Here is a 12,941-nt window from a genome sequence, read left to right on the forward strand (position 1 = left end):
GGTAAGCGCAGCAAACGGCGTTACGCCGTAAATCAACATTCTGGCTCCATTTGTCGCTTTTATTAGCGTCCTCTTTCTTTATCCCTGTTACCTGCGGGTAATCAGTTCCGACCAGCGGAAACGGGCAGCGTCAGCTGACCCACTCTCTATCAACAGCCTTAACGTCCGGTTTATCCGGGCCTTTTGGCCTACGTTTCTGTTCTGAACTGAGGTTACCTATGTCAACACGCGATACGCTTCGTTCCGTCCGGTTCGAATCCATTTTTCAGACGGCGGTGAGCGACTTTGCCGTCGCCGACAGCGCGCTGCCCGCCATTGCGCCAGTCTCAACGCAGAGTCTCACTCTTCCCGTTACCCCTTTCTCTGCGGCGTCACCGGATAGCAGCCCGCTCAACTACAGTGCCCTGGCGGTCAGCGCGGTTGAGAGCCCCCCTCCTGCTGCGCTACGCCCCTATGAATCGCTTGCTGGTGATGGCGTCATTGCTGCCTGGGAAGCACAAAAGCCGGTACATCTGCGCGGCCGGGCGGAAGGCGAAGCAGGCTCGACGGTCACACTGACGTTCAACGATCAGAGCTGGCACAGCACGGTGAATAAGTGGGGCTACTGGAACGCTTCGATGCCGGCTGAGGCGCTAAAAGGTGTGCCGGATGGTAATCACACTCTGACGCTGACCATTACCGATAAAGCGGGCCATAGCACCACTACCGACGTCGATTTTGGACTCTATGTTGATCGCACCATCAAACCGACCCTGACAGTGGACACGATCAGTGGCGACAACGCGGTGAATATTGCTGAGAGTATTTACGGCGTTGAAATCAGCGGCAGTGCAACGCATCTGCCTGCAGGGGCGGTGCTGAATTTATCGTTGGGTACGCAAACGACCACCGCCACTATGGGAAGTGATGGTAAGTGGTATGGCACGTTCCAGGAAAGCGATATGCAGGCGCTGCCGGATGGCGTCTACAGCCTCAACGTGACGGCGACCGATCCGAATGGTAAAACCGTAACCGACTATCACGACCTGACGCTGATTACCCACCTGAGCAGCCTGCCAAAAATTACCTTTGATAAGGTTACGTCGGACGACGTCATTAATCTGGCGGAAACTCAGCAGGATCTGTTGTTGAGCGGCACACTCTCTGCCGTGATGCCGGGCCATCGGCTGGTCATCACCGGTGCCAATCAGAAAGATTATGCAGCAACCCTGGACGAAGGCGGGCACTGGCAGGTGGTGATTCCGGCAGCAGAGGTGAACGCGTTTATCAACGTTGGTGAGATCCGCGCCTGGTCGATTGACGGGGCCAATAATTACACCGACGCCACGCATGAGCTGAATATTCACACCGGCTTTATTCCGGTTTACACCGAAATGGATCTGGGCGATGACATGACGCTTAACTATCAGGAGGCGCAGCACGATCTGAGCTTCTACGTTGAGGGGTGTAATTCCCTGGAGATCAACGGCAAAACCTATCAGCCTGATGCTCAGGGCATGGTGACGCTTACCTCCGGCGAGCTGATGGCGCTGCCGGATGGGCCGGTCGCCGCCACCTTCCATCGCTGGGATCAGTATGGCAACAGCGACACGCAGAACTGGGACGCCCTCTTTACCGTGGCCGTGCATCAGCGGCCAACTCTGACGCTGGACACTGCCTTCGATGACAACAAAATTGATGCTGCCGATGTGAACAGCTGGCATCTGATTCAGGGAAGCTCCAGCCATCTGCAACCGGGCAGCCTGGTAGAATTAACGCTGGGCGATCAGCACTACAGCGCCAGCGTAAAGGCAGATGGGGGTTGGGCGCTGACCATTCTGGCCGGACAGCTGGCACCGCTGGATGATGGTGAATACCAGATGACGGTCAGTGGCAAAGACAGTGCCGGGAATCTGGCCACGGCCAGCCAGACGGTGCAGGTGGCATCGCATACCGAAACGGCCAGCCTGATGGCGGACAAGACGGTGGATAATCTGCTCGAAACCGTCACGCTGACCCAGCAGGCGGAGACCGCGCACGTGGCGCACGCCTCCACGGCTTCTGCCGCTCCGCAGGAGAGCCATCTCTTCTCCGATGTTCCTTATACCCTTGCCGATCATCTGCTGCAGCATCCTGCAGCACAGCCGATAGTCTGACGTCGACACATAAGTAAAATCACCGCCTTCCGGACAGGTCTGTTAAGCCTGTCTGGATTGGCAAAGATTTATCTGATGGCTATTTTTCGTCCGTTCAGGAGAAATATTAAAGAATTCATCTGTTTTTAGCAGGAATATGCGCGAGATATGATCTAATAATGTTAAGGGTCGTTTATCGCCCCGCTTGCGAATCATAAATAAAATAACGCAATAATGCTGTCTGGCGCTGATATACACCCCTTTTTGCTCGCTTTGTTCACCAGGAAAAACACCATGATGATAAGAACCCCTGCTGGTATGGATAATGAACAAAGCGCGATTAACTTTTTTGTTGTGCGCCCTGAGTGGCGTGGCAGTGCCCGCGGCCTTTGCCGCACCGTTACCTAAAGCCGAATTTAACTGGCGCGCCGCGCCAACCGAAGAACAGATTGCCAGCTTAACACTGCGCGACGCTATTCTCCGGGCCTTTGCCCGCAATCCGAAAATCTCGGAAGCGGCGGCACAGATCCACGTCGGTGAGGGTGATCTGGATGCCGCCCGCAGCGCCTGGTATCCGCAGATCTCACTGCAGGGTGCCGCGGGACGCTCTCACCAGACCGACTCCGCTGGCAGTCTGAACAATAATGGCTCCGGTGGTATCACGCTCAGTCAGCTCCTTTATGACTTTGGCCGCACCGGCAGCGCCATCGATGAACAGCATGCCCTGTCAGAGGCTTATCGTTTCGGCCTGTTCGATTCGATGACGACCGTGGCGGAAGATACGCTGCAGGCCTACCTCGAAGTTAAACGCTACCAGGCGCTGTCTGAAACGGCGCACACCAATATCGCCTCGCTGCAGCGGGTACGGGATATCGCAAAACTGCGCGCCGATGCCGGGCTCAATTCCCAGTCAGATGTTTTGCAGGCGGAAACCCGCATCGCCGCGATGCAGGCCACGCTGGAGCAATATCGCGCCCAGCTGCGTTCCGCCACCGCGCAGCTGACCGTGCTGACCGGTGTCGTGCCCGCCACGCTGCCCGAACTGCCCCAGGCGCTGCTGAAACAGCAGATCACCCTCGACAAAATTGCCTATGAAAGCAGCGCCGCAGTACGCAGCGCGCAGTCTAAACAGGAGGCCGCCCGTGAGCGTGTGCGCCAGGCGCAGTCCGGCCACTGGCCGACCATCAAAGTGCAGGCAGGCCGGACCCGCTATGAAAACGATCGTTCGTCTTACTGGGATGATGAAGTGCAGCTGCAGGTGGAAGCGCCGCTTTATCAGGGCGGCATGGTGAATGCCAGAACCGAGTCAGCGGAGGGCGATCGTGAAGCAGCACAGGCTGCAGTTCAGCAGGCCAAACTCGCCATCAATCAGAATGCTTCCACCGCTTATGCCGACATGATTGGCGCGCAGCAGCGGCAGGCTGCCGGGGAAGTACAGCTGGCCAGCGCCGACCATACCCGTAATGTCTACGCCGATGAATATCGTCTGAGTAAGCGCAGCCTGAACGATCTGCTGAGCGTGGAACAGGATGTGTTTCAGGCGGACAGCTCACGTATCACCGCGCTTTATGACGGCTGGGATGCCACCGTGCGTTATGCCGCCGCGGTAGACAATCTGCTCGATATCATGGGTATCGATCGCCAGCAAAGCAGCGGCGATCTCCTTCCTTCGCTGCAATAGCGATAAGGCATTAATAATGAGTACATCAACCCTGAACACCGATAACTGGATTGCCGCCATGCTGCGCGTCGCCGCGCGATTCGGTAAACCTGCCGATGGCAAAACCCTGCGTCAGCAGATGCGCTGGTTTGAACATCTGCCGGTGTCGCAGCAACTGGAGCGGCTCTCCGGGCTGCTGGGACTGCATCTGACCATGGTGCCGCAGAATAAACTGCGCTGGCGTCAGGAGATCACCCCGGTAGTGCTGGTGCTGGAAAATGCCAGCGTGGCGGTGCTGGAGAGCATTGATGCCGACGGCAGCGCGCGCTACTGGCTCAGTGAAGGCGGCGATGTGGTGCGTGAAAGCGCCTTATCGGAACTGCTGGCACGTGCTCAGGGCGATGTCGGGGTGATCGGCGTGGCGGCGCGTGGCCGGGATGCGCGTATCGACGAATTCGTTCAGCCCTATGAGCCGCACTGGTTCTGGAAAAACTTTCGTGGCATGGGTCGCCGTATTACCGAGATCTCGCTGGCCTCGGTGATCAGCAATGTGCTGGCGCTGGCCGGTATTCTCTTTTCGATGCAGGTCTACGATCGGGTCATTCCGGCACAGTCGCAGTCCACGCTCTGGGTGCTGTTTGTCGGGGTGCTGATCGCCGCAGCCATTGAGTATCTGATTCGACTGATGCGAACTCAGGTGTCAGACTTAATGGGCAAACGCATCGACCTCAAAGTCTCGGCCATGCTGTTTGCCCGGGCGATGAGCATCCGAAATGAGGCACGGCCAAAATCGACCGGATCCTTTATCTCGCAGCTGCGTGAGATCGACCAGGTGCGCGAGTTGCTGACCTCAACCACGGTAGGTGCAGCAGCCGATCTGCCGTTTGTCATCCTGTTCCTGTTTATCATGTCGTTTGTGGGGGGCTGGCTGGTGTTGATCCCGCTGGCGGCGATCCCGCTGATCGTCATTCCCGGCCTGCTGGTCCAGATTCCGATGGCGAAGCTGGCCAAAGAGGGGCTGCGCGAGGGCGCGCTGCGCAATGCGGTGCTGGTGGAGACGATCGAAGGGATTGAGGATATTAAGGCGCTGCAGGCGGAACCCTATTTTCAGCGTCAGTGGGAACAGACCCACGAAGTCAGCGCTTCAATCAGCAATCAGCAGCGGTTATGGGGCGCGCGTCTTACCGGCTGGGCGTCAACCGTGCAGCAGCTCACCTATGCCGGAATGCTGGTGTTTGGCGTCTATCTGGTGCTTGATTCGCAAATCACCACCGGTACGCTGGTCGCCTGTAGCCTGCTCTCATCCCGTACCATCGCCCCGTTAATGCAGCTGACGATGGTTTTCTCACGCTGGCAGCACGCCAAAATGGCGATGAAAGGGCTGGATGAGTTGCTGAAAAAGCCGCTCGACCAGCCTGAAGCCGCCACGCTGGCGCACTGTCCGACGCTTACCGGCCAGTACGATCTGCGCAATGTCCATTACAGCTATGACGAAGAGAATGAAAAGAATGTGCTCAACGTGCAGCAGTTGCAGATTAAACCCGGCGAGAAGATTGCCATTCTGGGCAAAGTCGGGGCAGGGAAGTCGACGCTGCTGAAGATCCTCGCCGGTCAGGCGCAGGCCACTCAGGGCAAGGTGATTGTCGATGGCGTCGACATTGAGCGTATTGATCCTGTCGATTTACGCCGTCAGCTCGGCTGGCTGTCGCATGACTCCCGTCTCTTCTTTGGCACGTTGCGGCAGAACCTGATGCTGGGTAATCCCCACGCCAGCGAACAGGAGATGCTGCAGGCGCTGCGCATCAGCGGCGCGCTGTCGCTGGTCCAGCAGGATGCCGCCAGTCTGGATCGCATTATCAATGAAGGCGGACGCGGACTGTCAGGCGGGCAGCGTCAGATGGTGATGCTGAGCCGGATGATCCTGCGACAGCCGCAGGTCGTTCTGCTGGATGAACCTACGGCGGCCATGGATGAACAGCTGGAAGAGCATGTGATCCGTCAGCTACAGGGCTGGATCAGTGGCCGGACGCTGGTGCTGGTGACGCACCGTCCGGCGTTGCTGAAAATGGTTGACCGCATTGTGGTGATGGATAACGGCCGGATTGTGGCCGATGGTCCGCGTGACGAGATCCTGCGCCGTGCGACGACGGCAGCGACGCCTGGGAAAGGAGATGCCGCATGAGTCTGGTTATTGTTGATAAAGATCTTGCCCGTCATGAGCGCCGGACATCGGCAATTATCTGGCTCTGCACCGCCGCGCTGGCAATTTTTCTCATCTGGGCGCACTTCGCTATTCTGGATGAGGTGACCGTCGGCACTGGCAAGGTGACACCTTCCAGTCGCGCGCAGGTAATCGACAGCCTGGACGGCGGCATCGTCAAACAGCTGAATGTGCATGAGGGCGATATTGTTGAGAAAGGACAGGTGCTGGCGACGCTTGATCCGACGCGCTTCCAGTCCAACTTCGGCGAAGCGCAGGCCAAAGTGCGCACGCTGCGTGCCTCATCCGAAAGGCTTGAGGCGGAATTGTCAGGCACGCCGCTGACGTTTAGCGCCGAAACCCTGAAGGAGCCGAATCTGGTCACGCGCGAACGGCAGCTCTACGAGTCGCGTCGTCGTAATCTCACCGAAACCATCAGTAACCTGCAGCAGTCGCTGAGACTGGTACAGGATGAACTGCGGCTGACGGAACCGCTGGTGGCAAAGGGCGCGGCAGGGCAGGTCGAGGTGATTCGTCTGCGCCGTCAGGTCAGCGATCTGCGCGGTAAAATTGATGAAGCGCGTAACGACTATCTGGTGCGCGCCCATGAAGAGCAGGTGAAAAACAATGCCGAACTGGATGCACAACTGCAGGTTGCTGCGGGCAAAGAGGATCAGCTGACGCGTGCCACGCTCTACTCGCCGGTACGCGGCATCGTCAAAGATATTCAGGTCACCACGGTCGGCGGCGTACTGGAGCCAGGCGGTAAACTGATGGAGATCGTGCCGCTGGAGGATCAGTTGCTGATTGAGACGCGCATCAATCCACGTGATATCGCGTATATCCGTCCCGGTCTGCCCGCCACCGTAAAAGTGACCGCCTATGACTCTTCTATCTATGGTGACCTGTCCGGCGAAGTTGAAACGGTGTCGCCCGATACTCTGCAGGATGAGGTAAAACGCGATCAATATTACTATCGTGTTTACGTTCGTACCCAGAAAGCAGAGCTGACCAACCGTGCCGGACGAAAATTTCCGATTGTGCCGGGTATGGTGGCTAACGTAGAGATTAAAACCGGTCAGAAATCGGTCATGGACTATCTGATTAAGCCGCTGAATAAAGTCAAAGAATCGCTGCGCGAGCGCTGAAAATCAGCACCATCCCCACTATCCGCCTGCTTAATTACGGTGATAAATTAACATGGCGGATATTTCATCATTCTTGGTGCAAAGCGTGCGCAATTTAACACTCTGTGCGGAAGTGAGGCGGAGTTAATTTAACCCGCGTAAGAAAGTTTACGCAGATATAACGGAACGGTAAATTTCAGGCAAAAAAAAGCCGGACAATGTGTCCGGCGGGAAATAATAAGTTGTACATCTCATTCGGGGAGAATGAAGGTAATAATGGAATAAATGATGATAGCGGGGACTATTCTATTACCAGATCCCGCAAAAGTTTTATCATTCAGTGCTTCAGAAGGATATGATGCAACCTCTTGATAACAAACAATACAAATTGAGATTAACGATTCGTGCGCCGATTTTTATCGATCCGTGCTGGTTATTAGTTCCCCGATATTTACATTAAGAAATAACTGTTTCGATCTGTGAAACACTTTTGGAGATTTAGTAGCATTTTCATGGTGGATTATTGCCCGCTATAAAACAACAATGGCCTGCCGGCTGAATTTTTAATCATTCAGTTAGCAGTGGCAAATAATAAAGGCACATAACAGAGGGTAATAAAATGAAACGTCGCGTTCTCTCCCTGGTGATCCCTGCATTGCTGGTTGCAGCAGGATCAGCAAACGCAGCTGAAATCTATAATAAAGATGGCAACAAATTAGACCTCTTCGGTAAAGTTGACGGTCTGCACTACTTCTCTGATAACGACAGCTCTGACGGTGACCAATCCTACGTTCGCTTCGGCTTCAAAGGCGAAACCGAAATCAGCGATCAGCTGACCGGTTACGGCCAGTGGGAATATCAGGCCGCGCTGAACAACGCCGAGTCTCAGGGCACTGCCGACAGCTTCACCCGTGTCGGCTTTGCCGGCGTGAAATTTGGGGATGCGGGTTCGTTCGACTATGGTCGTAACTACGGCGTAGCCTACGACATCGGCGCATGGACCGACGTGCTGCCTGAGTTCGGTGGCGATACCTATGGCGCGGATAACTTCATGTATCAGCGCGGTAACGGCATGGCGACCTACCGCAACAATAACTTCTTTGGTCTGGTGGATGGCTGGAACTTTGCTGTCCAGTATCAGGGCAAGAATGGCAACAGCAGCGAATCACCAAATGGCCGCGATGTACTGGGCCAGAACGGCGACGGCTGGGGTCTGAGCACCACCTATGATCTGGGTCAGGGCTTCGGCATTGGTGCAGCGGCTTTCCAGTCTGACCGTACCAACGATCAGAACAGCGCAACGTCAGGTATTCTTGGCCGCGGCGATAAAGCGGAAGTGTACACAGGCGGTCTGAAATATGACGCGAACAACGTTTATCTGGCCGCAATGTACTCACGTTCATTTAACGCAACCCGCTTCGGCAGCAGCGACTCTGAAGCCTATGGCTATGCGGATAAAGCGGATAACTGGGAACTGGTTGCACAGTATCAGTTCGACTTCGGCCTGCGTCCATCCCTGGCCTATGTCACCTCACGCGGCACCGATGTTCAGAACTGGGGCAAACAGAATCTGAAAAAATATATCGATGTTGGCGCGACGTACTACTTCAACAAAAACATGTCTACCTATGTTGATTACCAGATCAACCTGCTGGACGACAACGCGTTCACCGACGCAGCCGGTATCAATACCGACGACGTGGTGGCACTGGGTCTGGTTTACCAGTTCTGAGTTATCAGCGTAAGTTGTCCGGGAGCGCAGTTACCGCTGCGCTCCTGCATCGCCTTCCGGGCTGAGCGCTTCAGCCTTTTGCCACTTCGTGGGTTCCGGTGCTGTCGTTACAGACGACACAACACTGCCAAATCGCGCACCTTCAAATGCGACACCTGCCAGCGTAAAGGCTGAAAAGCTCAGCCAGTGATGCCATGCCGACGGCCACTTCTGTGAATTTTTCATTCTGCACCTCTCAGAGATAAACACTGTTTCAACAGTGCAGAATTCATGCCAGCTTTACCGCTCTCATAGCCACTGACGGCGCGCCCGTTTTGGTACACTTGCCGCGCGCGTCAGAGAGGCATTGCCCCAATCAGGTGCAGCCAGGCCTGTTAATGGCGCGGTCGGGAGGGTGTCATATGACGATGACGACGCTGTTCGACCACTTTATAACTTCCATAAACAAACAGGCCCAGGGCCATAACGAGAATCGCATAAATCATCTGTAGCTCCTTACTTTGAAATAATGTTTATCGCCTGTCGGGAGGCGGGGTCAGGATAGATGACCGGTGAATGTTCTCGTGCTTCAGAAAAATATTCAACGCTATTTAAGCTAATTTACCCGAAGTTTATGCTTTGTAGCAGAGCTTAATAAAGTGTTACATGTGAGGAAAGATGCGTTATCAGATTAATCTGCTGCTTATAGCGATGTCAGCACTGATGTTAGCAGCCTGTGATAAGCCAGCGGCAACTACCGCACAGGTACTGGAAGGAAAAACGATGGGAACCGTCTGGCGTGTGAGCCTGGCGGGTGTGGCGATCGAACGTAAAGCGGAGCTGCAGCAGCGCATTCAACAGCAGCTGGACGCGGACGATGCTGAACTCTCAACCTGGAAAGCCGATTCCGTGCTATCGCGCTTCAACCAGAGCCGGGATCTGTCACCACAGCCGGTGAGTGAAAATATGGCGGATATTGTTACCACCTCTCTGCGAATTGGCCGTAAAACCGGTGGGGCGATGGATATCACTGTCGGGCCACTGGTTAACTTATGGGGTTTTGGCCCGGCCAAACAGCCTGGTCATACGCCGGATGCGGCACAGATCGCTGCTGCCCGGGCGCAGACCGGGTTACAGCATCTGCGGGTGGTGCAGGGTGCAGACGGGCAGTGGCTGCAGAAAGATCTGCCTGACCTTTATGTCGATCTCTCAACCGTGGGCGAGGGCTTCGCAACCGATCATCTGGCGCGGCTGATGGAGCAGCTCGGCATCAACAACTATCTGGTGTCGGTCGGGGGCGCAGTGCTGAGCCGTGGTCTGAATGCGCAGCAGCAGCCGTGGCGGGTAGCGATTCAGAAACCGACCGATCGCGAAAATGCGGTTCAGGCGCGCGTTGATTTGCAGGGACACGGTATCAGCACCTCCGGCAGCTATCGCAACTATTATGAACTGGACGGCAAGCGCATTTCTCATGTGATCGATCCCGTTACCGGGCGGCCCATTGAGCATAAACTGGTTTCCGCCACGGTGATCGCTACCACGGCACTGGAAGCCGACGGCTGGGATACCGGATTGATGGTACTCGGCACTGAAAAAGCCAAAGCGCTGGCGATAAAAGAGCATCTGGCGGTCTATCTGATCAGTAAGCAGGGCGATAAATTTGTCAGCTGGATGTCGCCGCAGTTTGCAGCCTTCCTGATCCCCGACAAATCCGGAGAACCCTGATGTTAGATCTTTTTAGTGAAGAGCAACCCTGGCAGGAGCCGCTGGCTGAAGGTGCCGTGATCCTGCGGCGTCGCGCGCGCGAAGATGCAGAAGCGCTTTATCAGCAGATCATGACCATTGCGGAACAGAACCCGTTTGCCCATCGCATTACGCCCGGCGGTCATCGCATGTCGGTGGCGATGACCAACTGCGGCGATTTTGGCTGGTCGGTGGATTCACGTGGCTACAATTATCAGCAGCAGGACAACCTGAACGGACGTCAATGGCCACCCATGCCGCCCCTGTTTCGTACTCTGGCACAGCAGGCGGCATCAGAGGCAGGGTTCCCTGACTTTAATCCGGATGCCTGCCTGCTTAATCGCTATGAACCGGGCGCGAAGCTGACGCTGCATCAGGATAAAGATGAGAAAGATCTGCGCCAGCCTATCGTTTCGGTGTCGCTGGGCTTGCCTGCGGTTTTCCAGTTTGGCGGCTTCGAGCGCGGTGACACAACTCAGCGTGTGCTGCTGGAACATGGTGATATTGTGGTATGGGGCGGGCCGTCGCGCCTGCGTTACCACGGCATTCTGCCGCTGAAGCCAGGCGTTCATCCGCTGGCCGGTCCATGGCGTTATAACCTGACGTTTCGCCGCGCCTTTTGACCCGTCACGCCGGTCATGGCGTGGTGAGAATAACTATTGCTATCATTTGGCATCCCTTTACACTGCAGGCTGTTTTTAGCTGATGGATTGCCTGCATGACGTTGTTAAGCGTTGTTTTTCGCCAGTTCCGCTGGCCTTTTATCGGGGTGATTGCGCTGACGTTGTTAAGCGCCGTGCTGGGTATCGGCATGATCGCCTTTATCAACCGCGAAATGATTGTTGCCATTAACACCTCCTTTGCGGTATTGCCGCAGTTTCTGTTGCAGCTGGTGGTGCTGATGGCGGTGACGCTGGCCTCGCAGCTGGCGCTGACGATGCTCGGCCATCAGTTTGTCTGGCGACTGCGCGGCGAATTTATTAAGCGTATCCTCGATTCCCGGGTTGAACGCATTGAGCAACTTGGCAGTGCGCAGTTGCTGGCAGGACTGACCAGCGATGTGCGGGCGATTACACTGGCCTTTGTGCGCCTGCCGGAGCTGTTTCAGGGCGTCATCATTACGCTTGGCTCGGCACTTTATCTCGCCTGGCTGTCGCCAAAAATGTTGCTGGTGACCAGTCTCTGGCTGGCTGTCACGCTGGTGGGCGGCTGGATGCTGGTTTCACGCGTCTATCAGCACATGGCAAAGCTGCGTGAAATCGAAGATAACCTCTATCGCGATTACCAGACGGTGATTGAAGGGCGCAAAGAGCTGCAGCTTAACCGCTCCCGTGCACAGCAGGTCTATGACACCGTGTATCAGGAGGATGCCCGCGCCTGGCGTCACCATATTGTACGCGCAGATACATACCATCTCAGTGCGGTTAACTGGTCAAATATCATGACCTTAGGCGCTATCGGCATGGTCTTTTTTATGGCCAACAGCCTGGGCTGGGCTAATACCGCCGTCGCCGCCACCTTTTCCCTGACGCTGTTGTTCTTACGCACGCCGCTGCTCTCGGCGGTGGGTGCGTTACCGACGTTGCTCAGCGCCCAGGTCGCTTTCCGTAAGCTCAACGCCTTTGACCTTGCGCCTTATCAGCCCGGCTTTCACGCGCCATCTGCTGTCTCTGACTGGCAGACACTGGAGCTGCGCGATGTCTCTTTTCACTATGGTGATAATGGCTTCCAGGTTGGACCAATTAACCTGACGCTGCGCCGCGGGGAACTGGTGTTTCTGATTGGCGGCAACGGCAGCGGGAAATCGACGCTGGCGATGCTGCTGACCGGGCTGTATCAGCCGCAGTCCGGCACGCTGCTGCTGGATGGTAAAACGATCACGGCAGACGAGCTGGATGTGTGGCGCAGTCAGTTTTCGGCGGTCTTTACCGACTTACATCTGTTTGACCGGTTAATCGGGCGGGACGGGGTTGCGGCCAATCCGGCGCTGGTGCAGCAGTGGCTGGAGCGGCTGAAGATGCAGGATAAGCTGAAGATTGAAGGCAACAAAGTGCTGAACCTGCGGCTATCTAAAGGGCAGAGTAAGCGACTGGCACTGCTGCTGGCGGTGGCGGAAGAGCGCGATGTGCTGTTACTGGATGAATGGGCGGCAGATCAGGATCCCCATTTTCGCCGCATCTTCTATCGCGAGCTGCTGCCGTGGTTGCAGCAGGCCGGTAAAACGGTGTTTGCCATCAGTCATGACGATCACTACTTCATTCATGCCGATCGGCTGCTGGAGATGCGCGAAGGCCAGTTAACGGAGCTGACCGGAAATGAGCGCGATCTCGCCACGCTCGACTCGGTAAAGCGCACCGACACCGGGCTTTGACGGCAGCTGGCAAAA

General features: G+C 55.9%; 9 protein-coding genes. 8 read left to right on the forward strand and 1 reads right to left on the reverse strand.

The annotated features are described in order from the left end of the window. Window positions 1–218: 218 nt before the first annotated feature. The 5 genes from F3I44_RS01660 (at window position 219) to ompC (ending at window position 8,833) form a co-directional block, all read left to right on the forward strand. On the forward strand, window positions 219–2,135 hold the full coding sequence (locus tag F3I44_RS01660; protein ID WP_150010510.1) for an Ig-like domain-containing protein: 1,917 nt from the start codon (window positions 219–221) through the stop codon (window positions 2,133–2,135). A 304-nt stretch (window positions 2,136–2,439) separates the two neighbouring features. Beyond that, on the forward strand, window positions 2,440–3,795 hold the full coding sequence (locus F3I44_RS01665; protein WP_150010508.1) for a TolC family outer membrane protein: 1,356 nt from the start codon (window positions 2,440–2,442) through the stop codon (window positions 3,793–3,795). A 16-nt stretch (window positions 3,796–3,811) separates the two neighbouring features. Beyond that, window positions 3,812–5,956: a type I secretion system permease/ATPase gene (locus F3I44_RS01670; protein WP_150010506.1), complete on the forward strand. Its 2,145-nt coding sequence runs from the start codon at window positions 3,812–3,814 to the stop codon at window positions 5,954–5,956. Beyond that, window positions 5,953–7,122: an HlyD family efflux transporter periplasmic adaptor subunit gene (locus tag F3I44_RS01675; protein WP_150010504.1), complete on the forward strand. Its 1,170-nt coding sequence runs from the start codon at window positions 5,953–5,955 to the stop codon at window positions 7,120–7,122. The genes F3I44_RS01670 and F3I44_RS01675 overlap by 4 nt, the downstream gene beginning before the upstream one ends. Window positions 7,123–7,720: 598 nt before the next feature. Further along, window positions 7,721–8,833 carry a porin OmpC gene (gene ompC, locus F3I44_RS01680; protein ID WP_150010502.1) on the forward strand — a complete coding sequence of 371 codons (1,113 nt, stop codon included), beginning with the start codon at window positions 7,721–7,723 and terminating at the stop codon, window positions 8,831–8,833. 30 nt (window positions 8,834–8,863) lie between these two features. Here ompC and F3I44_RS01685 read toward each other — a convergent pair whose 3' ends face one another. Then, the gene (locus tag F3I44_RS01685; protein ID WP_150010500.1) at window positions 8,864–9,058 is read right to left on the reverse strand and encodes a hypothetical protein; all 195 of its coding nucleotides are present in this window, start codon (window positions 9,056–9,058) and stop codon (window positions 8,864–8,866) included. Window positions 9,059–9,490: 432 nt separating this feature from the next. On the opposite strand from F3I44_RS01685, the gene apbE reads away from it, so the two are divergent. From apbE to F3I44_RS01700, 3 genes are all read left to right on the forward strand, one after another. Beyond that, on the forward strand, window positions 9,491–10,537 hold the full coding sequence (gene apbE / locus F3I44_RS01690; protein WP_150010498.1) for an FAD:protein FMN transferase ApbE: 1,047 nt from the start codon (window positions 9,491–9,493) through the stop codon (window positions 10,535–10,537). Further along, complete coding sequence (gene alkB, locus F3I44_RS01695; protein ID WP_098052776.1) at window positions 10,537–11,178, forward strand: DNA oxidative demethylase AlkB; 642 nt, start codon at window positions 10,537–10,539, stop codon at window positions 11,176–11,178. The genes apbE and alkB overlap by 1 nt, the downstream gene beginning before the upstream one ends. A 95-nt stretch (window positions 11,179–11,273) precedes the next feature. Continuing rightward, window positions 11,274–12,926: a multidrug ABC transporter permease/ATP-binding protein gene (locus tag F3I44_RS01700; RefSeq protein WP_150010496.1), complete on the forward strand. Its 1,653-nt coding sequence runs from the start codon at window positions 11,274–11,276 to the stop codon at window positions 12,924–12,926. The last annotated feature ends 15 nt before the right edge of the window (window positions 12,927–12,941 follow it).

It is taken from the genome of Pantoea sp. F_5, from assembly GCF_008631595.1.
Lineage (GTDB): Bacteria > Pseudomonadota > Gammaproteobacteria > Enterobacterales > Enterobacteriaceae > Pantoea > Pantoea gossypiicola.

Excerpts from the sequence above, each read along its gene's own strand:
- F3I44_RS01660 (WP_150010510.1), top strand. The coding sequence starts at position 219 with ATGTCAACACGCGATACGCTTCGTTCCGTCCGGTTCGAATCCATTTTT.
- F3I44_RS01665 (WP_150010508.1), top strand. The coding sequence starts at position 2,440 with ATGAACAAAGCGCGATTAACTTTTTTGTTGTGCGCCCTGAGTGGCGTG.
- F3I44_RS01670 (WP_150010506.1), top strand. The coding sequence starts at position 3,812 with ATGAGTACATCAACCCTGAACACCGATAACTGGATTGCCGCCATGCTG.
- F3I44_RS01675 (WP_150010504.1), top strand. The coding sequence starts at position 5,953 with ATGAGTCTGGTTATTGTTGATAAAGATCTTGCCCGTCATGAGCGCCGG.
- ompC (WP_150010502.1), top strand. The coding sequence starts at position 7,721 with ATGAAACGTCGCGTTCTCTCCCTGGTGATCCCTGCATTGCTGGTTGCA.
- F3I44_RS01685 (WP_150010500.1), bottom strand. The coding sequence starts at position 9,058 with ATGAAAAATTCACAGAAGTGGCCGTCGGCATGGCATCACTGGCTGAGC.
- apbE (WP_150010498.1), top strand. The coding sequence starts at position 9,491 with ATGCGTTATCAGATTAATCTGCTGCTTATAGCGATGTCAGCACTGATG.
- alkB (WP_098052776.1), top strand. The coding sequence starts at position 10,537 with ATGTTAGATCTTTTTAGTGAAGAGCAACCCTGGCAGGAGCCGCTGGCT.
- F3I44_RS01700 (WP_150010496.1), top strand. The coding sequence starts at position 11,274 with ATGACGTTGTTAAGCGTTGTTTTTCGCCAGTTCCGCTGGCCTTTTATC.